Genomic DNA, 26,194 nt, shown 5'->3' with positions numbered 1-26,194 from the left:
ACCACCGTCGCCATGGCCATCTCGGTATTCGACCTCTTCAAGATCGGCATCGGCCCGTCGAGTTCGCACACGGTAGGCCCCATGCGTGCTGCGCGGCTGTTTGCGCTGAAACTGCGTCAGCAAGGCCTCCTCGAGCAAGTGGGCCGCATCGACGTACAGCTGCTTGGCTCACTGGGGGCCACCGGCCGAGGCCACGGCAGCGACAAGGCGGTGATCCTGGGCCTGATGGGGCACGAGCCCGACACCGTGCCCATCGACCAGATGGCTGTGTGGGTAGATGCGGTCCGCAGCAGCCACCGTCTGGCGTTGCTCGACAGCTGCATGGTCGACTTCAACCCGCAGTCTGACCTGCGGTTTCTGGGACGTCAGAGCCTGCCCTTTCACCCCAACGGCATGACGTTCGAAGCCTTCGCGACCGATGGCCGCATGCTGGTGGAGAGCACCTATTACTCGGTCGGTGGCGGCTTTGTGCTCAGCCAGGAGGCGGCAGACAACACCCACCGCCAAAGCCGCATTGCCCCCGACACCACCGTGCTGCCCCTGCCCTTTCACAGCGGCGCCGAGCTGCTGGCACTGACGGCGCAACATGGCCTCAGCATCGCCCAGGTGATGTGGCGCAACGAGCGGCACTGGCGCACCGACGCCCAGATCATTGCAGAGTTGCACGCCCTCTGGGAGGTGATGCAGGACTGCGTGCGCCGTGGTTGTACCACCGAAGGCATCCTGCCGGGCGGTCTGAAAGTCGCACGCCGGGCACCAGGCCTGTACGCGCAGCTTCAGAGCGACAGCGCGTGGGACGACCCGCTGCACGTGGTCGACTGGGTGAACCTGTACGCCCTCGCCGTCAACGAAGAAAACGCGGCGGGCGGGCGGGTCGTCACGGCACCCACGAATGGGGCTGCCGGCATCATCCCGGCGGTACTGCACTACTACATGCGCTTCGTGCCCCGCGCCCATGAAGGCGGTGTGCGCGACCTGCTGCTGACGGCCGGGGCCATCGGCATGCTCTACAAGGAAAACGCCTCCATCTCCGGCGCCGAGGTGGGCTGCCAGGGCGAGGTGGGCGTGGCCTGCTCGATGGCAGCGGGCGGGCTGTGTGCGGTGCTGGGTGGCACGCCGGCCCAGGTTGAGAACGCTGCCGAGATCGGCATGGAGCACCACCTCGGTCTCACGTGTGACCCGGTAGGGGGTCTGGTGCAGATTCCCTGCATCGAGCGCAACGCCATGGCAGCCATGAAGGCCATCAATGCCGCGCGGCTGGCCCTGCATGGCAACGGCAGCCACCGGGTCAGCCTGGACAAGGTCATTCAGACCATGAAGGAAACCGGGGCGGACATGAAGGCCAAGTACAAGGAAACTGCCCGCGGCGGCCTGGCTGTCAACATCATCGAATGCTGACGTGCCGTGTCGGCCCGGTCAGCGCACGATGGCCGCGATGGTGCGCACAATCAGCTTGATGTCGAGCCAGAGCGAGGCCTGGTCCACATAGCTCGCTGCCAGCGCCAGTTTGTGCGGCAGCACCTCGTGCACGTAAGCGTGCTCGGGGTCCTGGGCACGTGCCAGCACGGCGCTTTCATCACGGTACTCGATGGAGGCGATGTCAGTGATGCCAGGGCGCACCGACAGCACCTTGTCACGCAGCTCGGCCGGGTATTGCGCCACATAACGCGGCACCTCCGGGCGCGGCCCCACCAGACTCATCGTGCCTTGCCACACGTCGATCAGCTGGGCGAGCTCATCGAGCTTGGTCTGACGCAACACGGCCCCCACGCGGGTGATGCGGCGGTCGGCTCCGACCGTGATCTGCGGGCCCTGTCCAACCGGGTCGTGGCGCATGGTGCGGAATTTGTGGATGCGAAAGGGGCGCCCGAATCGACCGACCCGCTCCTGCCGGAAAAACACCGGCCCGGGCGAATCCAGCTTGACCGCCAGCGCGATCAGCAACAGCACCGGGGCCAGCACCAGCAGGCCCAGGGAAGACAGGATCAGGTCGAACAGGCGCTTGCTCACACGCGCCCCAGTGCCTTGCGCACCGCCGCGATCACACGCTCCACATCGGCGTCCGTCATGCGGGTGTACAGCGGCAGGCTGACCAGGCGCTCATACGCCTTCTGGCTGTGCGGAAACTGCTCGGGCTGGAGCGCATAGCGGTCACGCCAGTAGGGGTGCAGGTGCAAGGGGATGTAGTGCACGCTCACGCCGATGCCATCGGCAAACAGGCTTTCGATGAAGGCATCACGCGTGACCGGCGCGTCATCGGCCAGGCGCACCGCATAGATGTGCCAGGCGTGCTGGTCACCCGCATGCACGGGGCGGGGGGCCAGGATCAGCGGCAGGTCCGCCAGGGCGGCTTCGTATCGGCAGGCGATCTCCTCGCGGCGGGCCTGGAACCCCGGCAGGCGCTTGAGCTGGTGCAGGCCCATGGCTGCGCCAATGTCGGTGAGGTTGTACTTGAAGCCCGGCGCCACGATCTCGTAGTACCAGCTCGGCACCTTCGCCGTGAAGCGGTCAAAGGCATCGCGGTTGATGCCGTGCAGGCGCATGACCTTGGCCCGTGCGGCCATGTCCTTGTCGCGCAGCACCAGCATGCCCCCCTCGCCGGTGGTCATGGTCTTGTTGGCGTAAAAACTGAACACCACGGCATCGCTTTGCAGCGTGCCGATCAGCTGCCCCTTGTAGGTGGTGGGCAGCGCGTGAGCGGCGTCTTCGACCACCTTCAGACCATGCTTGCGGGCCAGCGCATAGATGGGGTCCATGTCGACCGCGTTGCCGCCGTAGTGCACCGGCATGATGGCCTTGGTGCGCGGGGTGATGACGGCTTCGATGGCTTGCACATCGATGTTGAGCGTGGCCGGGTCGATGTCGACCAGTTTGACGTCTGCTCCCATATAGCGCACCACTTCGGCGGTGGCCGTGAAGGTGTGGGTCGTGGTGATGACCTCGTCACCCGGGCCGATGCCCAGGGCTTCCAGCGCCAGGTGCAAGCCCGCCGTGGCGGAATTGACGGCGATGGCCTCCAGGCTGTCATCACCCAGGAACTTGACGAACTCCTGCTCGAAACGACGCGCTTTGGGGCCGGTGGTCACCCAGCCGGATCGCAGGGTATCGACGACTTCGGCAATCTCTTCCTCGCCGATCTCGGGCAAGGCGTAAGGCAGGAAAGGTAGTTGGCTCATGTTGCACTCACACAGGGTGTGTCGATCAATCTGAACAGAGCGCGGCTCAGCCGCGCGTGTGGGCGGCCCCGCGGGTCAGCCGTCCAAAGGAGGGATCCGGACGGCCGCGCACCAGCACGTCGTACCAGCCGCGCAAGGAGCCCAGACCGTATCCAAAGTGGTAAGCGGCGATCACAGCTGGCAGGTAGGGCAGAAGGTCCTGCCCTTCGCTGCGTGCAATCTGCAGGCTGATGCCGCCCACGGCCAGCACATACAAAAGCACCAGCAGGCTCAGCAGGCCACCCGCCAGCTCCCCCAGGAAGCCGGGCAACAGCACCGACAGGAGCAGCAGCACCGCGAGCGCCGCCACGAACAGGCCCGGAATGAGGTGGCGCACCGATGCCGCCTGCCCATGCTTGTGCATGACGAACGGCTTCCAGTAGCCGTACTGGCGATACTGGCGAAAGACGTCGCCCACGCTGGCACGCGGTACATAGGTAGAGCGGATACGGGCCGACTGCCAGATGCGCCCGCCGCCCTTGTGGATGCGGAGGTTGTGCTCGTCGTCCTGGTTGCGCACCAGGGTTTCGTCAAAGCCGCCGAAGCGCTCGAAGGTCTGGCGCGGCCACGACCCGAGGTAGACGGTATCGACCTCGCCCTCGAAGGCCAGGTCTCGCGAACGCGCGCCCCCTGCTACCAGCCGAGACTGGAAGGCGGCCGCCACCGCCCGCTGCACCACGTGTTCGGAGCCCTGTCCGCCTTCGGCCCGCCAGGGGCCACCCACGTTGTCGGCACCGGTGGCCTGCCAGGTGGCCAGACACCAGGCGATGTAATCAGGCGCATAGACGGTATGCACATCCAGCCGCACGATGAAGTCGCCCCGCGCCTGCTCGATGCAGCGGTTCAGGCCGCTGGAGACAATGCGCCCGGGGTTGTCGATCATCTGGAAGCGAGGATCGTGGCGGCACCATTCGGTCAGCAGGTCGCGGGTGCGGTCGTCGCTGAGCCCGTCGGCCACGATCACCTCCAGCGCCCACCCCTCGGGCACGGACTGCGCTGCCACACTCTGGCAGAAAGGCAGGATGTGGTCGCGCTCATTGCGACACGGCACGATCACCGACACCAGACGCGTCATGCCAACCTCTCAGCGCGTCTTGCCCACCAGCGAGCTGGCCGGCTTGTCATTGGGGTGCAGCAGCTTCTGGTACATGCGCCACATGGCATCCATCTGGCCACGCCGCGAAGCTTCGCGCTCGATGCGCTCACGGTTGTAGGCGCCCATCTGCTGCAATTGCTCGGGATGGTCAAAGGCCTGCAGCAGCGACTGCGTCAGGGCATCGACATCCCGCACCGGTACCAGCCAGCCACCCTTGCCGGCATCGACCCACTGGCGATTGGCGGGCAAGTCGGTGGCGATGATGGGCAGGCCGCAGGCCATGGATTCCAGCACCGACACCGAGGTGGCGTCACTGGTGGGCACCGAGATCGACACGCGGCTGCGCTGGATGGCCGACACCATGGCGGCATCACCCACACGGCCATGGAAACGCACCTGCTGCAACAGGCGCAGGCCGGTGACACGCTCCTGCAGGCTGTGCTCCATCGAGCCACCACCCAGCAGATGCAAGCGCGCCTGCGACTGCGGCCGCATCATCAGGAAGCGCGAAAACGCCTCCAGGATGACATCGATGTTGTAGTTGGGCTCCCAGCTGCGCAGGCTGACCACCTCGAAATCGGACGCCGGCTGCCCTGGCGTGAACTTGTCGGTATCGGCACCCCACAAAATCTGGTGCACCGGGGCACTGGGGTGGTAGCGGTGAACGATCTCGTCGACCATGTCCATCGAGTCGGCCGTGATCAACTGGGCACGGCGCAGCGACCAGCCCACCACGGCCCGCATCAGGCGGCTCTCGCGTGGCGTGACCAGAATGTCGGACCCCCACGCTGTCAGCACCTTGGGGCAATCCAGCCCGCAGGCTGCCGCCCACAGGCCATAAGAGGTGACATAGTGGCCATGCACCAGCGTCGGCTTGAAGCGCGCCGCCAGTTCGCGCACCACCTTGCGCACCTTGGGCAAGGCTGTGAACCAGCTGGCCTTGTCGCCGCCGGGCTGGATGGCAATGACCTGGCGCGCCCCCGGTACTTCGGCAGGTTGCCGCGTGATGACAACCGCCTCGGCACCGCGCTCGACAGCCGCAGCAACCCAGCGGCGCGTGTGCACGCTGGACGCATCGGCAAAAAACAGGATGCGAACCGGCTTGCCGGCTTGAACCGTCATGACGAAGTCCCCCCGCCCAGTGCCCGACGCAGATTGTCCTGGCCTGCCCAATGGGCATAAACGGCGTGAAGCTCAGGGTGTCGTTGCAGCAACTGGCGGTCCATTTCGCGGGTATCTCCAATGACCACCGCAGGCTGCCCCATGTCCTTGGGCCCCACGATGGCGAAGTCAGGCACTTGCCCGGACACGAAACTGTAGCCCTGGACGATGACACCTTTACCCAATTGGGCCCCGGGTGCGATCACGCTGTGCGGGCCGATGAAACTGTAGGCGCCAATGCGCGTTGGCCGGCGCACATAGCCGACCGGGTCGGCATGCCCGAAGTAGCGTCGCCCCATGACCCGCACGGAGCGGTGGCTGGAATGGCTCAGCACCGAGATGAAATTGGTCAGCTGGACGCCTTCTTCGATCTGCAGGCCATTCGAGCCATCAATGCGGTTGAAGTGGCCAATGAAGACATGGTCACCCAGCAGCAGGCCGGCAGGCGACTCGATGCACGCATGGGTGCTCACCCGGGTGTGGGGGCAATAGCTGCCATCGGCATTGCGCCAGCCATAGACGATGCGCGGCCCGGTCAGGACCGCCAGCAGCCGCGACACGGGGCGCTTGAGTTGCTGAACGAAATGCGTCATGTGCCTATTGTCAACGACGGACGCCACAGTGCCTTCACTGGCAGCCCGGCTTGTCGCAGGAACACCCCATAAGCGACCACGATGGCCACGATGTAGCCGGTGCTCGACGCCACAGCTGCCCCCAGGGCACCCAGACGGGGCACCAGCACACAGCCCAGCAGGAAACTCACCACCAGCGAGAGGCCAGCGATCATGCCGGACAGCTGCGGCTTGCCCAGGTGGTTGGTATAGAAAGCCGACAGGCTGGACGCCGCCGCATAGGCCGCCACGCCCGGCAGCAAGGCTGCCAGCGGCAGCAGCGAGGCGGCATAGGCCGGGCCCATCACCAGCGGCAAGCCCCACCAGGCCCCCACCAGCAGCACCGGCGCAGCGGCCAGGGTGGCCAGCACGTTGATGCGCACAGCCTGCACCGTCATGGCCGACGCGATGCGCTGATCCGGGTTGCCGATGCGCGAATAGGCCGACACCGTGACCGACGAGGACAGCAGCCACAGCAACTCGGCCACCGTCACCGAGACCGAGTAGGTACCCACCACCTTCAAGCCGTGAAAGTGCTCGACCAGAAACAGCGAGGCGCGGTAGTTGAGCAGGCTGATGACATTGGTGATGCCGATGGTGGCCACAAACCGCCACTCGTCCCACCACGGACCTGGCGCCGGGTCGGGCGCATGGATGGCCGCATCACGCCGGTCGGCATCGTGCAAGGCGTAGATGCCGGTGACGACGGCCACCAGCGATTTGCCGGTCACCCACACCAGCAGCACCACCAGCACGGTCGCCCCATGACGCGCCGCGCCTTCGGCAAACCACCACGCCAGCGCCAGCCCGGCCAGCACGGACGCGGGCGCCGCCACTTGCGCCAGATTGAGGGGCCACATGCGCCCCTGCCCCAGCCACAAGCCGGTGGCCGTCGGCACCAGCAAAAGGAAAGGTGCCGCCAGCGCCAGCAGCCACAACTGCGCGTAGGGCATGCGGTCAGCCCACCACGACACCGCCGTCAGGACCGCGGCTGCGACCAGGCCGAGGCCCACGGCCGCACGCAGCACACTGCGCAACATCGGACTGGCATGACCAGGCTGCCCGGCCTGTTGACGGGAAATCTGGCGGGCCAGCCACAGGCCCAGGCCCGAAAACAGCGTCAGCAAGCCCGATTCAACGGCCACGAACAGTGCAAATGCCCCCTGCACCAAGGGCCCCTGGCGTGCCACCAGCACGGTGATGGACAGCCCCAGCCCGACAATCAGCAGCTTGGCCACCAGATTACCCAACGCCGCACGTGGCACGACCACCATCACGCGCTGCCACCAGGTAGAGCGAGTCATGACGGAATCAACGGGAGTTTCAGGTGCGGACATGTCGACATTGTCGCGCAGCGCCGCAACACATCAGGGTTTCATACAATAGAGGGTTCGGCCAGAACCATTTTCAGCCCTTCATCATGACCACGCCCCAACAACCGACCCCTAGCGCAGACGCATCATCCACTCCCGAGACCGTGGTGGACACCAACAAACTGGTGGCCGAGCGTCGCGAAAAACTGGCGGGCATCCGTGCCCAGGGCGTGGCGTTCCCGAACGATTTCAAGCCCGCCCACCGCGCTGCCGCGCTGCACACGCAGTTCGACCCGATCGAAGCCCCTGAGCTGGAAGCGCAGAACGCCCCCGCCAGCGTGGCTGGCCGCATGATGCTCAAGCGCGTCATGGGCAAGGCCTGCTTTGCCACCCTGCAAGACGCCACCGGCCGCATCCAGATCTACGTGACCCTCGACAGCGTGGGCGCCGACACCCTGGCCGCCTTCAAGCACTGGGACCTGGGTGACATCCTGGCCTGCGAAGGCACCCTCTTCAAGACCAAGACCGGCGAACTGTCGATCAAGGCCAGCAGCGTGCGCCTGCTGACCAAGAGCCTGCGTCCGCTGCCGGACAAGTTCCACGGCATCGCCGACCAGGAAATGAAGTACCGCCAGCGCTATGTCGACCTGATCGTCGACGGCGAATCGCGCGATCGCTTCGTCGCCCGCAGCAAGGCCATCAGCTCCATCCGCCAGTACATGACCGAGCAGGGCTTCCTCGAAGTCGAGACCCCCATGCTGCACCCCATTCCTGGCGGCGCCAATGCCAAGCCCTTCATCACCCACCACAACGCGCTCGATCAGCAGATGTTCCTGCGCATTGCGCCCGAGCTCTATCTGAAGCGTCTGGTGGTGGGCGGCTTCGAGCGCGTCTTCGAGATCAACCGCAACTTCCGCAACGAGGGCGTGTCCGTGCGACACAACCCCGAGTTCACGATGATGGAGTTCTATGCGGCCTTCTGGAACCACCGCGACCTGATGGATGCGACGGAGGCCATCATCCGCCACGCGGCCATGCAGGCAGCCGGCACGCAGCAGCTGACTTACCAAGGTCAACCCGTGGACCTGTCGGTGCCCTTCAACCGCCTGACGATCCGCGATGCCGTGCTCCAGCACACCAACATCGGCCCCCATGACATCGACGACAAGCACGCTCTGCAGGCTCACCTGAAGTCCATCGGCATCGACCCGCTGGCCTTTGACCGCCCCGACGTCACCGTGGCCCAACTGCAGTTCAAGCTGTTTGAAGAAGTGGTGGAAGAAAAGCTGTGGGCGCCGACCTTCATCATCGACCACCCGGTCGAGGTGTCGCCGCTGGCCCGTGCGGCCGACAGCAACCCGTCGGTAACCGAGCGCTTCGAGCTCTACATCACCGGCCGCGAAATCGCCAACGGCTTCTCCGAGCTGAACGACCCCGAAGAGCAGGCTGCCCGCTTTGCCGACCAGGCCAAGGCCAAGGATGCCGGCGACGAGGAAGCCATGTATTTCGACGCCGACTACATCCGTGCGCTGGAATACGGCCTGCCCCCGACGGGTGGCTGCGGCATCGGCATCGACCGCCTGATCATGCTGCTGACCGACTCGGCCAACATCCGCGACGTCATCCTGTTCCCGGCCCTGCGCCGCGAAGGCTGACTGACAGCAGGCCGTTGAACGCAACACGACAAGGTCTTGTCCTACAAGGCGACACGCCTGGCACCTACACCACGACAGGTGCCGGGCCGCTCTAATGAGGCGGTCGCCCTACAGGGCATTACGGAGAGTACTTGATGCCTAACAACCGCCTGCTGCTTGCTTCGATGACCGCTGTGGCGGCCTTGCTGGTGCTGCCTGGCTGCGCCGTGACCCGTGACCAGTCGACCGTCGGCGAGTACCTTGACGACGCGGCCATCACCACCAAGGTCAAGGCCAAGTTCGTGGAAGACAAGGCTGTGGATGCCACGGCCATCAGTGTCGAGACCCTCAATGGCGAGGTGGTGCTGTCTGGCTTTGCCAAGAACGGCACCGAGAAAGCCCGCGCCGAAGAGCTGGCCCGGCACGTCAAGGGTGTGCGCAGCGTGAAGAACGCGCTGGAAGTGCGCAACTGATCTGCGCCTCGGCCCCCATCACAACGCCGCCTGATCAGGCGGCGTTGGTCATTGAATGAGGCCGTTTTTCAAGGCGTAGTAGGTAAGGTCGCTGTTGGTTGCCAGGTTGAGCTTGGCCATGACACGGGTGCGGTAGGTGCTCACGGTCTTCACACTGAGGGCCATGCTGTCGGCAACGGTGCCCACGGTTTCCCCCTTGGCCAGCCGCAGGAACACCTGGAACTCGCGGTCCGACAACAGCTCGTGGGGCTGCTTTTCAAGCGGCGTCCCCAAGCCGCTGGCGAGCAATTCCGCGACGGCCGGGGTGATGTACTTGCGCCCGCGTGACACGGTGCGGATGGCCTGGATGATCTCGTCCGGATCGCACTCCTTGTTCAGATAACCACTGGCCCCCTGCTTGAGCAGGCTGGTGGCGTAGTGCTGCTCCGGGTAACCGCTCAGGATCAGCACCGGCAGGTCCGGAAAACGGGCCTTGATGGCCGCCAGTGCATCGACACCACTCTGGTCGGGCATCGACAGGTCCATCAGCAGCACATCGACCTCTCCGCCACGCGCCAGCTCCAGCGCCTCCTTGCCATTGCTGGCTTCGCCGGTGACCCGCAGGTCGACCTGTTCGCCCAGGTACTGCTTGAGCCCTGCACGCACCAGGATGTGATCGTCAACCAGGCCAACTCGAATCATGGTTGTGGCTCTCCAAGGTCTGCATGGGTGTCGAGTCTAGGTGATGGCCATCCAGGCGTCCGCGACGTGAAGAACGCCCTTGAGGTGCGCCAATAAGCGCCTGGCAGTTTGACCCCACTTGCGTGTCGGCCTTGTCCTACACGCAGGTGGCGCGTTTTCGTGTCCAATGGTTTCACCCCCTGCTGACATGATTGCCATGCTCCCCGCCGTCCCACCTCCAGCGCGCCTGCGCTGCTTCCTGGTCGAAGACAGCCCGATCATCCTGCGCAGCCTCATAGAGGCGCTGGAGCAGATGGCCCCCATCACCGTGGTGGGCCATGCAGACGAGGCAGAGAGTGCCCTGCAATGGCTGGAGCAGCACCCTGGTGCGTGCGACCTCGTCATCCTGGATGTCTACCTTCGCAAAGGCAGCGGGGTGCAGGTCCTCAGCGCACTGAAGCAGCGCCACTTCGCGCAGCGCCGCATCATGCTCACCAACTACGCCACGGACGACATTCGACAGCGGTGTCTGGCCCTCGGCGCAGATCGCGTTTTCGACAAATCCAGCGAAATTGAAGAGTTGCTGAGCTATTGCACCGAGCTGGCCAGGGACGTCACGGCATGAAGTGGCCGAGCTGGCTGCGGAATCTGCCGGTATCGGCGTGGCGCATCCCGCTGGCCACGCTGGCTGCCGGCTTCATGCTGCTGATCACCGAGCTGGCCTACCAAAGCCAGCGCGACCAGCTCGACAACCTGGTCACGATGGGCCGCTCGCGCATTTTGCTGACCGTGGCCGTGCAGCGCATCACCGATGCCGAGTCGGGCAACCGCGGCTACCTGCTTGTCGGCGGCCGCGATTACCTGGAGCCCTACCTGCAGGCCCGCGAGGACGTGCACGCCACCCTCCGGGAGATCCGTGAGCTGGACCGGCAGGTCGGCGACGCTGAGCTCGTACGGCATCAGGCCGAGGTCGAGCAGCTGATGGAAGAGCGGCTCGGCGAGATGCAGGAGGTGCTGCGCCGCCATGACGAAGGGCACAGCGAAGCCGCTCTGGACATGGTGCGCAGCGGCATCGGGCGCGAAATCATGCAGCGCCTGCGCCTGGCCTTCGAGGCCAACATGGCCTACCGCAACGACCTGATCGCCAATGGCTTGCGCCAAATTCAGGACCTGCTGCTGCTCGGTCGCATCGGCATTGGCGCCATGACCATCTTGTGCCTGCTGATCCTGGTGATGTTCATCCGCCAGAGCCGGGTACTGACCCAGGAGCGCGAAGCCCAGCGCAAGGCCCTGGTGCATGAGCGCGACCGACTGGAGCAGGAGGTCGAATCGCGCACGGGCGAACTCAAGGCCCTCGCGCGACACCTGCAGACCGCCCGGGAAGACGAACGCGCCCGGCTGGCGAGAGACCTGCACGACGAACTCGGTGCCTTGCTGACCACAGCCAAACTGGATGTGGCCGTGATGCGCCCCAAGTTGCAACAGCACGTGCCTGAACTGGCACCCCGCCTGACGCACCTCACGGAAGCCTTGAACGGCGGTATCGCCCTCAAACGCCGCATCATTGAAGACCTCTGCCCGTCCTCGCTGCGGACCCTTGGCCTGAGCACCTCGCTAACCGCCTTGCTGCATGACACCGCCCGCGTCAGCGGATTGCAGGTCAACCACGACCTGCAGGAGGTGCGCCTGAATGCGGATGATCAGCTCACGGTCTACCGCATCGTTCAGGAAGCCATCACCAACACGCTCAAGTACGCCCAGGCCACCAGGCTGATCGTGCGCCTGTTCGAGCAAGACCAGCATGCCGTGATCGAGATCGAGGACAACGGCCTGGGCTTCGATGTCCACACGCGCAAGGTGGGCAGCCACGGCATTCAAGGCATGCGCTTTCGCGTGGAGGCGGCCGGAGGGCAACTCGAACTGTTCTCGCAACCGGGTGAAGGCACCCGCGTCTGTGCGCGCCTGCCACTGAACACCGAGCAGCAGATCGAGGGTTGACCCTGATGCCAGGCCGCTGCGCAAGACGACGGCTTGTTCTAGCATCAATGGCTCGTTTTACGGAGTCTGCCAGCCCATGTCTCACGCGCCCACCTCGAAGTCTGAGGACGCCCCTCTTGTCACCCGACACGGTGCCTGCAACCTGTGCGAGGCCATCTGCGGCCTGACCTTCCAGGTTCAGGGCCAGCACATCGTCTCGGTCAAGGGCAACGACGCAGACCCCTTGTCGCGCGGTCACATCTGCCCCAAGGCCGTGGCGCTCAAAGACCTGCACGAAGACCCGGATCGACTGCGAGAGCCCGTCAAGCGGGTCGTGGTCAACGGTGAAACCCGCTGGCAGACCATCACCTGGGACGAGGCCTTCGACCTGGCCGTGGAAGGGCTGGCCCGCGTGCGCGAACAACATGGCGCCCACGCCGTGGCGGTCTACCAGGGCAACCCCAGCATCCACAACTGGGGCAATGTCACCCACGGCGCGATGTTCTTCGGCCAGCTCAAGACCCGTGCACGCTTTTCGGCCACATCGGCCGATCAGCTGCCCCACCACCTGGCGTCCTACTGGCTGTATGGCCACCAACTGGCCATCCCCATCCCCGATATCGACCACACCCAGTACATGCTGGTGCTCGGCGCCAACCCGCTGGCCTCGAACGGCAGCCTGATGACGGCACCCGACATCCGCGCTCGCTTCAAGGCCCTGCGTGCCCGCGGCGGCAAGCTGGTGGTGCTGGACCCCCGCAAGACCGAAACGGCCGACATCGCCGACGAGCACCATTTCATCGACCCGGGCACCGACGCGGCATGGCTGCTGTCGGTCATCCACACGCTGTTCGATGAAGACCTGTGCCGCCCGCGCCAATGGGCCGACCTGCTCGACGGGGTGGATGCCCTGAAAAGGGCCGTGGCCGCCTTCTCACCCGAGGCCACCGCCGCCCACACGGGCATCGATGCCGACACCACACGCCGCCTGACCCGCGAACTGGCCGAAGCCGATGCGGGCGTGGTCTACGGCCGCATGGGGGTCTCCACCCAGGAGCACGGCGCCCTGTGCCAATGGGCCATCCAGGTCATCAACCTGCTGACCGGCAATGTGGACCGCGAAGGCGGCGCCTTGCTCACCACCCCCGCCATCGACCTGATCAAGAGTGGCCTGATGAGCAAGGGCCACCACAACGCCTGGCGCAGCCGCGTGCGAGGCGCGCCTGAATTTGGCGGCGAGCTGCCTGTCTCGGTCATGGCCGAAGAGATGCTCACGCCGGGCAAGGGCCAGATCCGCGCCCTGGTCACCTCGTGCGGCAACCCGGTGCTGTCCACCCCGAACGGCCGCCAGCTCGACACCGCGCTGGCCGGGCTCGACTTCATGGTGGCCATCGACTTCTATCTGAACGAGTCAACCCGCCACGCCGACGTCATCCTGCCGCCCACCTGCTTCGTCGAGCACGACCACTACGACCTGCTGTTCCTGCATCTCGCCGTGCGCAACGTGGCCCGCTACACACCGGCCATTGTCGACCCTGCTCCGGGGGCGCTGCATGACTGGCAGATCTACATGGCGCTGTCGAGCCGTTACGCGCGGCGCACCTGGGCGCTGGACAAGGGCACGGCCTGGCAGCGCCTGCGCGGCCTGTTCAACCGGGGTGTGATGAGCCGACTGAGCCCGGCCCGCCTGCTGGCCATCGGGCTGCGCCGCCAGGGTGGCCCACTGACCATGGCGCGGCTGCGCGCCCACCCGGAGGGCATCGACCTGGGGCCACTCAAGCCCTCGCTGGTGGCCGGCCTGAGCCGCCGCAAGCGGCGCGTGGCCCTGCTGCCACTGGCCATCCGCCAGGAACTGCCCCTGCTGGCCGAGCGCTTCAGCCACGCCGCCAGCGAACCTGATCGCCCGCTTAAGCTGATCGGGCGACGCGACGTGCGCACCAACAACTCGTGGATGCACAACAGCCCCCGACTCGTCTCAGGCAAGCCCCGCTGCGTGCTGTGGATGCACCCGCAGGACGCTGCACAGCGTGCGCTGCAGGACGGCCAGGAGGTAGCCATCCAGTCTCGGGTGGGCGAGGTGGCCGTGCCCGTGCACCTCACCCACGCCATCCGCCCAGGGGTCGTGAGCCTGCCGCATGGCTGGGGCCATGACCGCGACGGCATCCGGCTGAAGGTGGCCCAGGCCCACGCGGGCGTCAGCATCAACGACCTGACAGACGACCGTGCCACCGATCGCATCAGTGGCAACGCTGCCTTCAGCGCAGTGCCGGTGGAGGTGCGTGCAGCCTGAGCCAGACCGGGTGACAATCCGGGCATGAGCAGCCAGAGCACACAGGAAATTGCCCACGCCGCCGCCCGCATCGTCGTCGAAGAAGGGCTGGAATACGGCCCCGCCAAACGCCGGGCAGCCAAACAGCTGGGTCTGAGCACCCGCGACCTGCCCGACAACGATGAACTGGAAGAAGCGGTCGAGGACTACCTCGCCGTCTTCTGCGCCGACACCCAGCCAGCCGAACTGCTGGCACTGCGGCGCCTGGCTGCCGTCTGGATGGCGCGCCTGGCCGAGTTCCGCCCGCATTTGACGGGCGCCATCTGGCGCGGCACCGCCACCCGGCTCAACGACATCCACCTGCACCTGTATTGCGACGACCCCAAATCCGCCGAGATCACCCTGCTGAACAAAGGCGTCGACTACGACGTGGGCAGTGTGCCGGGGCCGCGCGGCGAGTCGGTCGACCGGTTGAGCCTGACCGTGCGGTGCGCTGACCTGAACGAGGCCATCGGCCTGCACCTGACCATCCTGGACCGAGACGACCTGCGTGGTGCACTCAAGCCAGACAGCCGTGGCCGCACCGAGCGCGGCGACCTCGCCGCACTGCAGAAACTGATTGACGCCACCAGCGCATCCGCATGACGATCTCCGAACAACACATCACGAACCGCAGGCAATTCCTTCAAGGCGCGATCGCCCTGGGTGCGCTGGGTAGCCTCACGCCCCAGGCTGCCCAGGCCCTGACAGCGCAGGACGATGGCTTGCTGATGGAGTCGCTCCCCGCCAACTGGTGGGCGCTTGAATTCGATCGCCCGCAAGGCGGCAGACTCAAACTGGCAGATTTCCGGGGCAAGCCCCTGCTGGTGAACTTCTGGGCCAGCTGGTGCCCGCCCTGCATCAAGGAAATGCCCGATCTGGTTCGATTCCAGCGCAACTGGTCCAAAAAGGGCGGCCAGGTGCTGGGTCTGGCCATCGACAGCCCCACGCCGGCCCGGCAATTCCTGAGCAAGAATCCGGTGAACTTTGATGTCGGATTGGCCGGAATGGGGGGCTCCGAGCTCATGAGCAGCCTGGGCAACCTGAGCGGAGGACTGCCATTTTCGGTCATGATCGGCCCACAAGGTCACCTCATCCGCCGCAAAATGGGCGCAACTCACCTGGAAGAGTTGCAAAGCTGGGCGCAGACCATGCCCCGCTGAATCCAGGGTGGCGAACACCCTGGAAACAGGACACTTGTATTTTTTAGCGCCAAATGCGCTTAAAATCCGCCTACTTTCATTTTCTTGGCAGGTTGCCCTGTGGGTCCCTGCCAATGACACATGCAGATTCTCGTCCTCCATGGCCCCAATCTGAACCTGCTGGGCACCCGTGAGCCCCAGGTTTACGGGTCCACCACGCTGGAGCAGATCAACACTGGACTGTCCGACTACGCCGCTGCCCGCGGTGCGTCCCTGTCGGCCTTCCAGAGCAACCATGAAGGTGCGCTGGTCGACCGCGTTCACGCTGCGCGGACGGACGGCACGGCATTCATCATCATCAATCCCGGTGCCTACACGCATACCAGTGTGGCCATCCGTGATGCCCTGGCCGGTGTGGCCATCCCGTTCATCGAAGTGCACCTGTCCAATGTGCACAAGCGTGAACCCTTCAGGCATCACTCCTACTTCTCCGACATCGCCGAAGGGGTGATTGTCGGATTGGGCGCCAAGGGCTACCAACTGGCCCTTGATGCCGCTTTAGAGCGCCTGAGCGCGCCCCCTCGCGGCTGAGTCGGACGGCCTACACGGCCGGTCACTGCCACCCCTTACCCACAGAGCCAAACGCTCGACAGACTGCTGGAGATCGCAAACCATGGACTTGCGCAAACTGAAAACCCTCATCGACCTGGTTTCGGAGTCGAACGTCTCGGAACTCGAAATCACCGAGGCTGATGGCAAGGTTCGCATCGTCAAGGCTGGCAGCGCCCCCGTGGTCATGACCATGCCCGCCGCCGTAGCCGCGCCGGTTGCTGCGCCCGTGGCCGCCGCTGCACCTGCTGAAGCCGCCCCTGCCCCTGCAGCAGAAGCCCCGGTCGAAACCGGCCACATCGTGAAATCGCCGATGGTCGGCACCTTCTACCGTGCCTCCAGCCCGGGCGCCAAGTCCTTCGCCGAAGTCGGCGACACCGTCAAGGCCGGCCAGGCCGTCTGCATCATCGAAGCCATGAAGATCATGAACGAGATCGAGGCTGACATCGACGGCACCATCACCAAGATCCTGGTCGAGAACGGCCAACCCGTCGAATACGGTCAGCCCCTGTTCATCCTCGAATAAGGGCCCCTCGCCATGTTCAAGAAGATCCTCATCGCCAACCGGGGCGAGATCGCGCTGCGCATCCAGCGCGCCTGCCGCGAGATGGGCATCCAGTCGGTGGTCGTCTACTCCGAAGCCGACCGTGAAGCCAAGTATGTGAAGCTCGCCGACGAAGCCGTGTGCATCGGCCCGGCCCCGTCGAACCAGAGCTACCTGCACATGCCGGCCATCATCTCGGCCGCCGAAGTGACCGATGCCGAAGCCATCCACCCCGGCTACGGCTTCCTGTCGGAAAACGCCGACTTCGCCGAGCGCGTCGAACAAAGCGGCTTCACCTTCATCGGCCCGACCCCCGAGTCGATCCGCATCATGGGTGACAAGGTCTCGGCCAAGCAGGCCATGATCAAGTCCGGTGTGCCTTGCGTGCCCGGTTCGGAAGGCGCCTTGCCGGATGACCCCAAGGAAATCATCCGCATCGCCCGCTCGGTCGGCTACCCCGTCATCATCAAGGCGGCGGGTGGCGGTGGCGGTCGCGGCATGCGCGTGGTGCACACCGAGGCAGCTCTGATCAATGCCGTGCAGATGACCCGCGCGGAAGCCGGCGCCGCCTTCGGTAACCCCGAGGTGTACATGGAGAAATTCCTGGAACACCCGCGGCACATCGAAATCCAGGTGCTGGCCGACCAGCACAAGAACGCCATCTGGCTGGGTGAGCGCGACTGCTCCATGCAGCGTCGCCACCAGAAGATCATCGAAGAAGCACCGGCACCGGGCATTCCCCGCCGCCTGATCGAAAAAGTGGGCGAACGCTGTACCGCAGCCTGCAAGAAGATCGGCTACCGTGGCGCCGGCACCTTCGAGTTCCTGTATGAAAACGGCGAGTTCTACTTCATCGAGATGAACACCCGCGTGCAGGTGGAGCACCCCGTCACCGAGTGGGTCACCGGCGTCGACATCGTGCAGATGCAGATCCGAGTGGCCGCCGGCGAGAAGCTGCCGATCACGCAACGTCAGGTGCAACTGCGCGGCCACGCCATCGAGTGCCGCATCAACGCCGAAGATCCCGTCAAGTTCATCCCCTCGCCCGGCCGCATCACCACCTGGCACCCGCCCGGTGGCCCTGGCGTGCGCGTGGACTCGCATGCCTACGCCAACTACTACGTGCCGCCCAACTACGACTCCATGATCGGCAAGATCATTGTCCACGGCGACACCCGCGAGCAGGCCCTGGCACGCATGCGCACCGCCCTGTCCGAAACGGTGATCGAAGGCATCCAGACCAACACCCCGCTGCACCGCGAACTGATGCTGGACGCCAAGTTCATCGAAGGCGGCACCGACATCCACTACCTCGAAGAGTGGATGGCTGCGCGCAAGCGCTGAGGATGGCCCATGCCCTTGTTTGAACTGACCTTGCTGGCCAAGGAAGCCGAAGTCGAACTCCTGAGCGATGCGCTCATGGAGATCGACGCCCTGTCGGTGTCGGTGGAAGACGCCGATGCCGACACCGAGCACGAGGAAGCCCTCTGGGGTGAGCCCGGCATGCCCGTGGCCCGCGAAGCCTGGCAGCGCTCGACCATCAAGAGCCTGTTCCCCAGCGAAGCCGAAGCCCTTGAAGCCGCCACCCTCATCCTCGCGCAGGACTGGGCCGGTGACATCCATGTGCAAGGCATTCAGCCGGTCGACGAGCAGGACTGGGTGCGCCTGACGCAATCGCAGTTCCAGCCGGTTCCCATCACCGACACCTTCTACATCGTGCCGACCTGGCATGAGGTGCCGGCCGCCGCCCAGACCGTGATGCGGCTTGATCCGGGCCTGGCGTTCGGCACGGGCACGCACCCCACCACCCGCATGTGCCTGAAGTGGATCGCGCAGCACAGCGCGGCCTACCAGGGTCAGCGCGTGCTGGACTACGGTTGTGGCTCGGGCATCCTGGCCATCGGGGCCGCCCTGCACGGCTCTGGTGTGGTTGATGCGGTCGACATCGACCCGGCCGCGGTCGAAGCCACGCATGCCAATGCCGAAGCCAACCTCGCGCACCTTCAGGATGCGTCGGGCAAGTTGCCCATCCACGCTGGTCTGCCCGACCTCGTGGGCGAAGCACAAGGCAGCTACCCGGTGGTGCTGGCCAACATCCTGGCCACGCCGCTGAAGATGCTGGCCCCGCTGCTGGCGGGCCATGTGGCCCCTGGTGGCCACCTGGTGCTGGCCGGTATCCTGGCCCGTCAGGAACAGGAGTTGAAGGACGCCTACGCCGAAGTGGGCCTGCAACTGCAGGTCGCCAACAGCGAAGAAGGCTGGATCCTGATGACGGCGACCCGCAACAAGGGTGCAAGTCAGGCCTGAGAAAGCCCCCGGCTCGTGGCATCATCGGGCGCCATGAGTCTGGCTACACGTTGCACCCACTGCGGCACGATCTTCAAGGTCGTTCAGGACCAATTGAAGGTCTCTGAAGGCTGGGTGCGTTGCGGCCGCTGCAACGAGGTCTTCAACGCCCTGCCAACCCTGTTCGACCTCGAACGGGAGCCGCCACCACAACGCCCGGGCGCGCCCCAGCAAGAAGAAGCCAGGCCAGCCGAGTCCATGACCCTGCCACCCGAACCGGCAGGCGAAGCCGATTCGGAATGGCCCAGCACGGCGGCTGGCCTGGTCGCGCCCAGCAATGACGACTTCGCTGCACTCGGCGAGCGCCCGCTGCATCACGGCGGCCAGCCCGCTTCCGCCACCGAATTTGATCTCGACACCGCCATTGATCGGCCGGTTGCCGCCCCCGCGCCCACCCCAGCGAGCTACAGCCAGCACCCCCTGGCTGCGCCCGAAGACCCGGACCTCGAACCGCCGACATCGCAGATGCCGGAAGATTTCAGTGCCAGCCGGCTACCTGTTACCGACGAAGCCGATGCGCTGGACTCGCGCTACCTGATGCCGTCGGAACGCACCGACAGGCGCCCTGCTCGTGCGGAGTTCGGAGGACCTGATTTCGCCGACGCCGAATTCCCCAGCGATGCGCTGGGGGATGAACCTGGGTTCGAACCGACGGTGGCATCGGACGCCCCGCCGCCGCTGCCAGGAGAAGCCCGGGTCACCGAAGCGGACAAGCCGATCAAACCGCCCCAGGAAGAAAGCCGGTCACGCCTGAGCTGGCGACGCCGTGCCGCGGCCGACAAGCCATCGGACACGGAAGAGGAGCAGCCTGCCAAACCGGCCAAGGCTGCCAGACAGACCAAACCCGCCAAGGATCAGCCCCCCGAATTCATGCGGCAGGCGGCCCGCCAGGCGTTCTGGCGCAGCACGGGCATGCGCGTCACGCTGTCGTTGCTGGCAGTGATTCTCACGGCAGGGCTGGGCCTGCAGATCGCGCACCTGCTGCGCAACCAGCTGGCGGCCTATCACCCCGAACTCAAGCCGCTGCTGACACAGTGGTGCGAGTTGGCCCAATGCCAGATCACGCCCCCGCTGCGCATTGATGCCCTGCAGGTCGAAAGCGCCACCCTGGTTCGCACCAATTCCGAGGGCCCGGACACCTACCGACTGGTCGTCGTCGTTCACAACAGCGCCGGCATCGAGCTCGCCTGGCCTGCCATCGACCTGACGCTGACCGACACCGATGGCAGCATCGTGGCCCGCAAGGCCTTCCGCCCCGCCGAGGCACAATGGTTCGCCAACACCGATGGCAAGTCGGAGCCGACCCCGTCTGCCCAGCCTTTGCCTGGCGCGGTGCCCGCACAACGCAGTACCGCCCTGCTGTGGCGCCTGAAGGCCCCCGAGCTCAAGCTCGTCGGCTACACGGCCGAATTGTTTTATCCCTGATTTCCCATTACAACGAGGAAGACCTGATCATGTCCGTTCTGATTTGCGGATCGCTCGCATTCGACACCATCACGACCTTCCCCGGGCGTTTCTCGCAGCAGATCCTGCCCGATCAGGTCCATATCCTCAATGTGTGCTTCCTGGTGCCCACACTCAAGCGTGAATATGGCGGCTGCGCCGGCAACATCGCCTACAGCCTGCATGCGCTCGGTGGCGTGCCGATGGTGATGGCCACGCTGGGTGCCGATGGCGGCCCCTACCTGGCCCGCCTGAAAGACTGGGGCGTCAGCCTGGAACATGTCTCCACGGTCGATGACAGCTACACGGCACAGGCCATCATCATCACCGATCAGGACAACAACCAGATCACCGCCTTCCACCCCGGCGCGATGCAGCATGCACATACCCAGCGCATCCGGGCAGACCAGCGCATCAAGCTGGCCATCATCGCGCCAGACGGCCGTGACGCCATGATCCAGCATGCCGAGCAGCTGCAGGAAGCGGGCATCCCCTTCGTGTTCGATCCGGGCCAGGGCCTGCCCATGTTCGACGGTGCCGAGCTGGAGCGCTTCATCGAGCAGGCCGCCTGGGTGGCGGTCAACGACTATGAAGGCAAGATGCTGGCCGACCGGACCGGCAAGAGCCTGGCCGAACTCTCCCGCGGTGGTCTGCAAGGCCTGATCGAGACACTGGGTGCCGATGGCTGCAACGTCTACGTGAACGGCGAACTGACGCATGTACCGGGCATCAAGGCGACTGCGGTGGTCGACCCCACCGGCTGCGGCGACGCCTTCCGCGGTGGCCTGCTCTACGGGCTCTCGCAAGGCTGGGATCTGGTGCGCAGCGTGAAGCTGGCCAACATCATGGGCGCCACCAAGATCGCCGTGTCCGGCCCGCAGAACTACAGCATCGACCGCGCTGCGGTCATCGCCCAGACCGCCGCCTGAGCATGGTGTGCAAGCGGGTCTGGGCCGGCGTGCTGTGCGCCGGCCTGACAGTCACCCAGTTGGCAGGGGCAGCCGATCTGCACCTCGCCAGCTGGAACATGGACTGGCTGATGACACCAGCCGCCCACGACGAACTGGCCTCTCGCTGCACGCGCACCCAGCCGCGCAGCGACGAGCGCGCCCTGCCCTGCACGCCAGGCCGCACCCCACCGCCCGCGCGCACAGCCGCCGACCTGCTGGCCATGAGCCACACGGCCGAGCGACTGCGTGACGAGGCCCATGCCGATCTGGTCGGTCTGCAGGAAGTGGATGGCGCCGGCGCTGCGGCACAGGTGTTCCGATCCGGCTGGAAGCTCGACTGCTTTGTGCAGCGTGCCCACCCGCAAAAGGTGGGCTTTGCGATTCGCGAGGGCATCCCCTACCAGTGCAATGGCGACCTGCAGGCCCTCGACATCGATGGCGGCAGCCGGCCGGGCGCCGACATCACACTCTACCCGGGCACGCCCAAGGCCATCCGCGTGCTGGCGGTGCACCTCAAGAGTGGCTGTTTCGATGGTCGACTGGACCGCAGTTTTTCGCCCTGCACACGCCTGCGCCAGCAGGTGCCTGTGCTGGAGCAATGGGTGGATGCGCGCGTGCGCGAAGGCATGCGGTTTGCCGTGCTGGGTGATTTCAACCGTCACCTGGACAAGGACGCACGCTACCCGGCAGGGCCGGATGAAGGCGCCCCCCTGAACCTGTTTGCGGCACTGGATGACGATGAGCCCAAAGGGGCTCACCTGGTACGCGGCAGCGCGCTGGGGCGCTATACCGGCTGTTCGCCGGATGACACCCACCAGCAGTTCATCGACGATGTGCTGGTGGATGCGGCACTGGCCGACAAGGCCACGCGCCGCAGTTTCCGGCAGTTGCCTTTTCAGGCCGAGGACACCGGGAAACAGCTTTCAGACCATTGCCCGGTGGTCATGACGCTCGAAGGCGTCTGGCGCTGACAGGCCTCAGGCCTTTTTGCCCTGGTTGGCTACCGCGGCGGCAGCGGCAGCGGCAGCTTCGGCATCGCCCAGGTAGTAGTGCTTGATGGGCTTCAGGTTGGCGTCCAGCTCGTACACCAGCGGGATGCCGTTGGGGATGTTCAGGCCGACGATGTCGCCATCACTGATGCCATCGAGGTACTTGATCAGGGCGCGGATCGAGTTGCCGTGTGCGGCGATCACGAGGCGTTGACCGCTCTGGATGGCCGGTGCCAGCACATCGGTCCAGTAGGGCACCACGCGGGCCACGGTGTCCTTCAGGCACTCGGTCAGCGGCACTTGCTCGGGGTTGAGCTTGGCGTAACGCAGGTCCTGACGCTGACCGCGGGGGTCGTTCGCATCCAGAGCCGGCGGCGGTGTGTCATAGCTGCGGCGCCAGATCAGCACCTGCTCGTCACCATATTGCTTGGCCATGTCAGCCTTGTTCAGGCCTTGCAGGCCACCGTAGTGACGCTCGTTGAGGCGCCAGTCCTTCACGACCGGCAGCCAGGTGCGGTCCATCTCGTCCAGCACGTAGTTGAGGGTGTGGATGGCACGCTTGAGCACCGAGGTGTAGGCCACGTCGAACTCGTAACCCTCTGCCTTGAGCAGCTTGCCGGCCGACATGGCCTGCGAGATGCCGGTGGGGGTCAGTTCCACGTCGGTCCAGCCGGTGAAACGGTTTTCAAGGTTCCAGGTCGATTCGCCATGGCGAATCAGCACGAGCTTGTACATGGCTTGGTGTCCGGTTGGGATTGGAAGGAAAGCGTTGTCGGCCACGCAGACAACTGAACCCGGGATTATAAAATCCCCACTTTGGCAATCCAACGGAAAGAATTCCCATGAGTTTCATCGTCGAGAACTGGATCTGGCTGCTGGCCGCTGTCGCATCGGGTGGTTTGCTGCTGTGGCCCCGTCTCAAGGGTGGTGCAGACGGTGTCTCGCCCAATGAAGCCGTGCAGCTGATCAACCGCGAAAAGGCCGTGGTCATCGACGTGTGCGAACCCGCCGAGTTCGCCGCAGCCCACGTGGTCGGGGCCAAGAACATCCCCCTGGCCGACATCGCTGGCGGCAAGGGCCTGCCTGGCAACAAATCGCTGCCGGTGGTGGTGGTCTGCGCCAGCGGCATCCGCAGCGCCAAGGCATGCACCCAGCTCAAGGGCATGGGCTACGAGCGCGCCGTTTCCCTGATGGGCGGCCTGAGCGCCTGGCGTGAAGCCAACCTGCCAATCGAGAAATCTGCCTGATTTTTCAGCTCCGCGCGTAGTCCACACGGCGCAGACGGACATGTCATCGGCGAGACAATGGATGTCTCGCCGATTTTCATTTCTGCCGACAGAAAGTTCGCCATGCAAGCCGTGAAGATGTACACCACCCTGGTCTGCCCCTACTGCCAGCGCGCCAAGGCCCTGCTCAAGCAGCGCGGGGTCGAGTCGGTCGAAGAGATCCGTGTGGACCTCGACCCGGCACAGCGCGACCACATGATGGCCATCACCGGGCGCCGCACCGTGCCTCAGATCTTCATTGGCGAAACCCATGTGGGGGGCTGTGACGACCTGATGGCGCTCGACAGCGCCGGTGGGCTGCTGCCCCTGCTCAACCAGGCAGCCTGAAGCCTGGCACCCCGGCTTGAGGGCCGGGTCTGCCCTAGCAACAGGCGTCTTGCTGGCGCAAGCTCGCAGATTTGTCATGGCGCTGGGCCATAATCCAGCCCCAGCAATCACACACTGACGCTGTCAAACAAGGACTCACCATGAGCGAGCAAGGCCAACCATCCTTCAACATCCAACGCATCTACCTGAAGGATCTGTCGCTGGAGCTGCCCAACGCACCCAAGATCCTGCTGGAACAAGGCCAACCCCAGGTTGACGTGCAACTGAACCTGCACGCTGAAGACGTCGTCGAAGGCCTGTACGAAGTGACCGTGACCGCCACCGTGACCGCCAAGGTCAACGACAAGGTGCTGTTCCTGGTTGAAGCCAAGCAAGCCGGCCTGTTCGAGATCCGCAACGTGCCGCAAGACCAGATGCAGCCGATCATCGCCATCGCCTGCCCGCAGATCGTCTACCCTTACCTGCGCGCCACCGTGGCCGACGTGCTCAACCGCACCGGCTTCCCGCCCGTGCACCTGACCGAAGTGAACTTCCAGGCCATGTACGAGTCGCAGCTGCAACAAGCGGCTGAAGCGGCCAACCAGGCCCTCAACTCGTAATCTGCACGCCCCATGAACCTCACGGTTCTGGGAGCCGGGGCATGGGGTACGGCGCTGGCCATCAGCGCCGCCCGCCAAAACCCCCATGTCCTGCTCTGGGCCCGCGATCTGCAGCAGGCCCAGGACATGCAGGCCGGCCGCATCAACGCGCGCTACCTGCCCCAGGCGCCCTTTCCCGAGTCCCTGCGCGTCACCCATGACTTCGATGAAGCCGTGGAGCATGCTCACGCCCACCAGGGCTTGATCATCGTCGGCACGCCCATGGCGGCGCTCGGCACCATGCTGCAGGCCCTGCCACAGCAGGCCGCCGTGATGTGGCTGTGCAAGGGCTTTGAAAAAGGCACCGGCCGGCTGGGCCACGAGATTGCGCAGGCCCTGCGCCCCGATTTGCGCGCCGGCGTGCTCTCCGGCCCCAGCTTTGCCAACGAAGTGGCGCACAACCAGCCCACGGCGCTGGTGGCAGCCAGCCATGACCCGACCCTGTGCGAACAGGCAGTCCAGGCCTTCCACAACACCGACAGCCTGCGCGTCTACACCTCGAACGACCCGGTGGGTGTCGAGGTGGGCGGCGCCGTGAAAAACGTGCTGGCCATCGCCACCGGCATTGCCGATGGCATGGACCTGGGGCTCAACGCCCGCGCCGCACTGATCACCCGGGGGTTGGCCGAGATGACCCGCCTGGGTGTAGCGCTCGGCGCCCGCCCGGACACCTTCATGGGGCTGTCCGGCCTGGGTGACCTGGTGCTGACCGCCACGGGCAGTTTGTCGCGCAACCGCACGGTGGGCCTGCAACTGGCCACGGGCAAGACCCTGCCGCAGATCCTGCAGGAGCTGGGGCATGTCGCCGAAGGCGTCTACAGCGCAGCCACGGTGCTGGCGCGTGCACAGGCCCTGGGCGTGTCCATGCCCATCACCGAAGCCGTGGTCAACGTGATTGAAGGCCACACCACGCCGCGTGCGGCCGTGGGCGCCCTGATGAGCCGCCAGGCCAAGGCCGAAGGCGTCGGCCCCAGCAGCGCTTACTGACCGCCGGCGTAACCGTTCTGGCGCCAGGCCTCGAACACCGCCACCGCCACCGCATTGCTCAGGTTGAGGCTGCGCTGCTCGGCGCGCATCGGCAAGCGCACCCGCTGGGTGGTCGGAAAGGTTTCCCTCAGGGCCGGATCCAGCCCCCGCGTTTCGCAACCGAACACCAGCCAGTCGCCAGGCTGCCAGGCCACCTCGGCAAAGGGGCGACTGCCCCGGGTGGTGAAGGCAAACATGCGGGTCTGATCCGGCTGCACGGCATCCACAAAAGCCTGCCAGCTCGCGTGGCGGCGCACCGGGGCGTACTCGTGGTAATCGAGCCCCGCACGGCGCAGCAGCTTGTCGTCCATCGAAAAGCCCAGGGGCTCGATGAGGTGCAGCTCACAGCCGGTGTTGGCCGCCAGCCGGATCACATTGCCGGTGTTGGGCGGGATTTCGGGTTCGACGAGGACGATGCGGAACATGGCCGCGATTATCCCCTGTCC

28 protein-coding genes are annotated in these 26,194 nt (G+C 65.4%); 19 read left to right on the top strand and 9 right to left on the bottom strand.

The genetic code is table 11. The features are described from left to right. Positions 1-12: 12 nt before the first annotated feature. Positions 13-1,398, top strand: a complete 1,386-nt coding sequence (locus ACE3PH_RS12795; RefSeq protein WP_374319565.1) for an L-serine ammonia-lyase — start codon at positions 13-15, stop codon at positions 1,396-1,398. Positions 1,399-1,416: 18 nt separating this feature from the next. Here the strand turns inward: ACE3PH_RS12795 and ACE3PH_RS12790 are convergent, their stop codons facing one another. Genes ACE3PH_RS12790 through ACE3PH_RS12765 form a run of 6 tightly spaced genes read right to left on the bottom strand, consistent with a single transcriptional unit; the run spans position 1,417 to position 7,387 of the window. Beyond that, a complete protein-coding gene (locus ACE3PH_RS12790) occupies positions 1,417-2,010 on the bottom strand; it encodes a sugar transferase (protein ID WP_374319563.1) in 594 nt (197 codons plus the stop codon). Continuing rightward, the gene (locus ACE3PH_RS12785; RefSeq protein ID WP_374319561.1) at positions 2,007-3,176 is read right to left on the bottom strand and encodes a DegT/DnrJ/EryC1/StrS family aminotransferase; all 1,170 of its coding nucleotides are present in this window, start codon (positions 3,174-3,176) and stop codon (positions 2,007-2,009) included. The genes ACE3PH_RS12790 and ACE3PH_RS12785 overlap by 4 nt, the downstream gene beginning before the upstream one ends. A 46-nt stretch (positions 3,177-3,222) precedes the next feature. Beyond that, positions 3,223-4,290 carry a glycosyltransferase family 2 protein gene (locus ACE3PH_RS12780; protein ID WP_374319558.1) on the bottom strand — a complete coding sequence of 356 codons (1,068 nt, stop codon included), beginning with the start codon at positions 4,288-4,290 and terminating at the stop codon, positions 3,223-3,225. A gap of 9 nt (positions 4,291-4,299) precedes the next feature. Continuing rightward, entirely contained in the window at positions 4,300-5,433 is a 1,134-nt protein-coding gene (locus ACE3PH_RS12775) for a glycosyltransferase (protein ID WP_374319556.1), read from the bottom strand. Further along, entirely contained in the window at positions 5,430-6,065 is a 636-nt protein-coding gene (locus tag ACE3PH_RS12770; RefSeq protein ID WP_374319554.1) for an acyltransferase, read from the bottom strand. Before ACE3PH_RS12770 ends, ACE3PH_RS12775 begins: the two co-directional genes overlap by 4 nt. After that, positions 6,062-7,387, bottom strand: coding sequence for a polysaccharide biosynthesis C-terminal domain-containing protein (locus ACE3PH_RS12765; RefSeq protein ID WP_374319552.1), 1,326 nt, complete (start codon positions 7,385-7,387; stop codon positions 6,062-6,064). Before ACE3PH_RS12765 ends, ACE3PH_RS12770 begins: the two co-directional genes overlap by 4 nt. A 116-nt stretch (positions 7,388-7,503) precedes the next feature. Between ACE3PH_RS12765 and lysS the strand changes: the two genes are divergently transcribed. Beyond that, on the top strand, positions 7,504-9,051 hold the full coding sequence (gene lysS, locus ACE3PH_RS12760) for a lysine--tRNA ligase (protein ID WP_374319550.1): 1,548 nt from the start codon (positions 7,504-7,506) through the stop codon (positions 9,049-9,051). A gap of 134 nt (positions 9,052-9,185) precedes the next feature. After that, positions 9,186-9,503 (top strand): BON domain-containing protein, encoded by a 318-nt coding sequence (locus ACE3PH_RS12755; RefSeq protein ID WP_374319548.1) that lies wholly within the window; start codon positions 9,186-9,188, stop codon positions 9,501-9,503. Positions 9,504-9,551: 48 nt separating this feature from the next. Here ACE3PH_RS12755 and ACE3PH_RS12750 read toward each other — a convergent pair whose 3' ends face one another. After that, positions 9,552-10,184 carry a response regulator gene (locus ACE3PH_RS12750; RefSeq protein ID WP_374319546.1) on the bottom strand — a complete coding sequence of 211 codons (633 nt, stop codon included), beginning with the start codon at positions 10,182-10,184 and terminating at the stop codon, positions 9,552-9,554. A 196-nt stretch (positions 10,185-10,380) separates the two neighbouring features. On the opposite strand from ACE3PH_RS12750, the gene ACE3PH_RS12745 reads away from it, so the two are divergent. The 12 genes from ACE3PH_RS12745 to ACE3PH_RS12690 all read left to right on the top strand — a co-directional run bounded on the left by ACE3PH_RS12745 (position 10,381) and on the right by ACE3PH_RS12690 (position 22,453). Then, the gene (locus tag ACE3PH_RS12745) at positions 10,381-10,788 is read left to right on the top strand and encodes a response regulator transcription factor (RefSeq protein ID WP_374319544.1); all 408 of its coding nucleotides are present in this window, start codon (positions 10,381-10,383) and stop codon (positions 10,786-10,788) included. Next, complete coding sequence (locus tag ACE3PH_RS12740; protein ID WP_374319542.1) at positions 10,785-12,161, top strand: CHASE3 domain-containing protein; 1,377 nt, start codon at positions 10,785-10,787, stop codon at positions 12,159-12,161. Before ACE3PH_RS12745 ends, ACE3PH_RS12740 begins: the two co-directional genes overlap by 4 nt. Before the next feature lie 76 nt (positions 12,162-12,237). After that, positions 12,238-14,430: a molybdopterin-dependent oxidoreductase gene (locus tag ACE3PH_RS12735; RefSeq protein ID WP_374319540.1), complete on the top strand. Its 2,193-nt coding sequence runs from the start codon at positions 12,238-12,240 to the stop codon at positions 14,428-14,430. Positions 14,431-14,454: 24 nt separating this feature from the next. Beyond that, positions 14,455-15,054 (top strand): hypothetical protein, encoded by a 600-nt coding sequence (locus ACE3PH_RS12730; protein WP_374319538.1) that lies wholly within the window; start codon positions 14,455-14,457, stop codon positions 15,052-15,054. Further along, positions 15,051-15,611: a TlpA disulfide reductase family protein gene (locus ACE3PH_RS12725; protein WP_374319536.1), complete on the top strand. Its 561-nt coding sequence runs from the start codon at positions 15,051-15,053 to the stop codon at positions 15,609-15,611. The genes ACE3PH_RS12730 and ACE3PH_RS12725 overlap by 4 nt, the downstream gene beginning before the upstream one ends. 120 nt (positions 15,612-15,731) lie before the next feature. Beyond that, a complete protein-coding gene (gene aroQ, locus ACE3PH_RS12720; RefSeq protein ID WP_374319534.1) occupies positions 15,732-16,181 on the top strand; it encodes a type II 3-dehydroquinate dehydratase in 450 nt (149 codons plus the stop codon). 82 nt (positions 16,182-16,263) lie between these two features. After that, entirely contained in the window at positions 16,264-16,725 is a 462-nt protein-coding gene (gene accB / locus ACE3PH_RS12715; protein ID WP_374319532.1) for an acetyl-CoA carboxylase biotin carboxyl carrier protein, read from the top strand. A 12-nt stretch (positions 16,726-16,737) separates the two neighbouring features. Further along, positions 16,738-18,087, top strand: coding sequence for an acetyl-CoA carboxylase biotin carboxylase subunit (accC, locus tag ACE3PH_RS12710; RefSeq protein ID WP_374319530.1), 1,350 nt, complete (start codon positions 16,738-16,740; stop codon positions 18,085-18,087). A gap of 15 nt (positions 18,088-18,102) precedes the next feature. Further along, on the top strand, positions 18,103-19,050 hold the full coding sequence (prmA, locus tag ACE3PH_RS12705; RefSeq protein WP_374319680.1) for a 50S ribosomal protein L11 methyltransferase: 948 nt from the start codon (positions 18,103-18,105) through the stop codon (positions 19,048-19,050). A 33-nt stretch (positions 19,051-19,083) separates the two neighbouring features. Further along, complete coding sequence (locus tag ACE3PH_RS12700; protein ID WP_374319528.1) at positions 19,084-20,514, top strand: DUF3426 domain-containing protein; 1,431 nt, start codon at positions 19,084-19,086, stop codon at positions 20,512-20,514. 29 nt (positions 20,515-20,543) lie between these two features. Beyond that, positions 20,544-21,461 (top strand): carbohydrate kinase family protein, encoded by a 918-nt coding sequence (locus tag ACE3PH_RS12695; RefSeq protein ID WP_374319527.1) that lies wholly within the window; start codon positions 20,544-20,546, stop codon positions 21,459-21,461. 2 nt (positions 21,462-21,463) lie between these two features. Beyond that, positions 21,464-22,453: an endonuclease/exonuclease/phosphatase family protein gene (locus tag ACE3PH_RS12690; RefSeq protein WP_374319525.1), complete on the top strand. Its 990-nt coding sequence runs from the start codon at positions 21,464-21,466 to the stop codon at positions 22,451-22,453. A 6-nt stretch (positions 22,454-22,459) separates the two neighbouring features. Here the strand turns inward: ACE3PH_RS12690 and gpmA are convergent, their stop codons facing one another. After that, positions 22,460-23,206, bottom strand: a complete 747-nt coding sequence (gpmA, locus tag ACE3PH_RS12685) for a 2,3-diphosphoglycerate-dependent phosphoglycerate mutase (protein WP_374319523.1) — start codon at positions 23,204-23,206, stop codon at positions 22,460-22,462. Positions 23,207-23,313: 107 nt separating this feature from the next. Between gpmA and ACE3PH_RS12680 the strand changes: the two genes are divergently transcribed. The 4 genes from ACE3PH_RS12680 (at position 23,314) to ACE3PH_RS12665 (ending at position 25,709) form a co-directional block, all read left to right on the top strand. Then, positions 23,314-23,718: a rhodanese-like domain-containing protein gene (locus ACE3PH_RS12680; protein ID WP_374319521.1), complete on the top strand. Its 405-nt coding sequence runs from the start codon at positions 23,314-23,316 to the stop codon at positions 23,716-23,718. A 102-nt stretch (positions 23,719-23,820) separates the two neighbouring features. After that, the gene (grxC, locus tag ACE3PH_RS12675; RefSeq protein WP_374319519.1) at positions 23,821-24,084 is read left to right on the top strand and encodes a glutaredoxin 3; all 264 of its coding nucleotides are present in this window, start codon (positions 23,821-23,823) and stop codon (positions 24,082-24,084) included. 140 nt (positions 24,085-24,224) lie between these two features. After that, a complete protein-coding gene (gene secB / locus ACE3PH_RS12670; protein ID WP_374319517.1) occupies positions 24,225-24,683 on the top strand; it encodes a protein-export chaperone SecB in 459 nt (152 codons plus the stop codon). Between the two features lie 12 nt (positions 24,684-24,695). Then, complete coding sequence (locus ACE3PH_RS12665) at positions 24,696-25,709, top strand: NAD(P)H-dependent glycerol-3-phosphate dehydrogenase (protein ID WP_374319515.1); 1,014 nt, start codon at positions 24,696-24,698, stop codon at positions 25,707-25,709. Here the strand turns inward: ACE3PH_RS12665 and trmL are convergent. Continuing rightward, complete coding sequence (gene trmL, locus ACE3PH_RS12660; protein WP_374319513.1) at positions 25,703-26,173, bottom strand: tRNA (uridine(34)/cytosine(34)/5-carboxymethylaminomethyluridine(34)-2'-O)-methyltransferase TrmL; 471 nt, start codon at positions 26,171-26,173, stop codon at positions 25,703-25,705. The two genes, ACE3PH_RS12665 and trmL, sit on opposite strands and share 7 nt — an antisense overlap. Between the last annotated feature and the right edge of the window lie 21 nt (positions 26,174-26,194).

Source organism: Aquabacterium sp., assembly GCF_041909175.1.
Taxonomy (GTDB): Bacteria; Pseudomonadota; Gammaproteobacteria; order Burkholderiales; family Burkholderiaceae_C; genus Aquabacterium.
The sequence above is the reverse complement of the archived record's forward strand: the minus strand, read 5'-3'. Positions and strand labels throughout refer to the sequence as shown.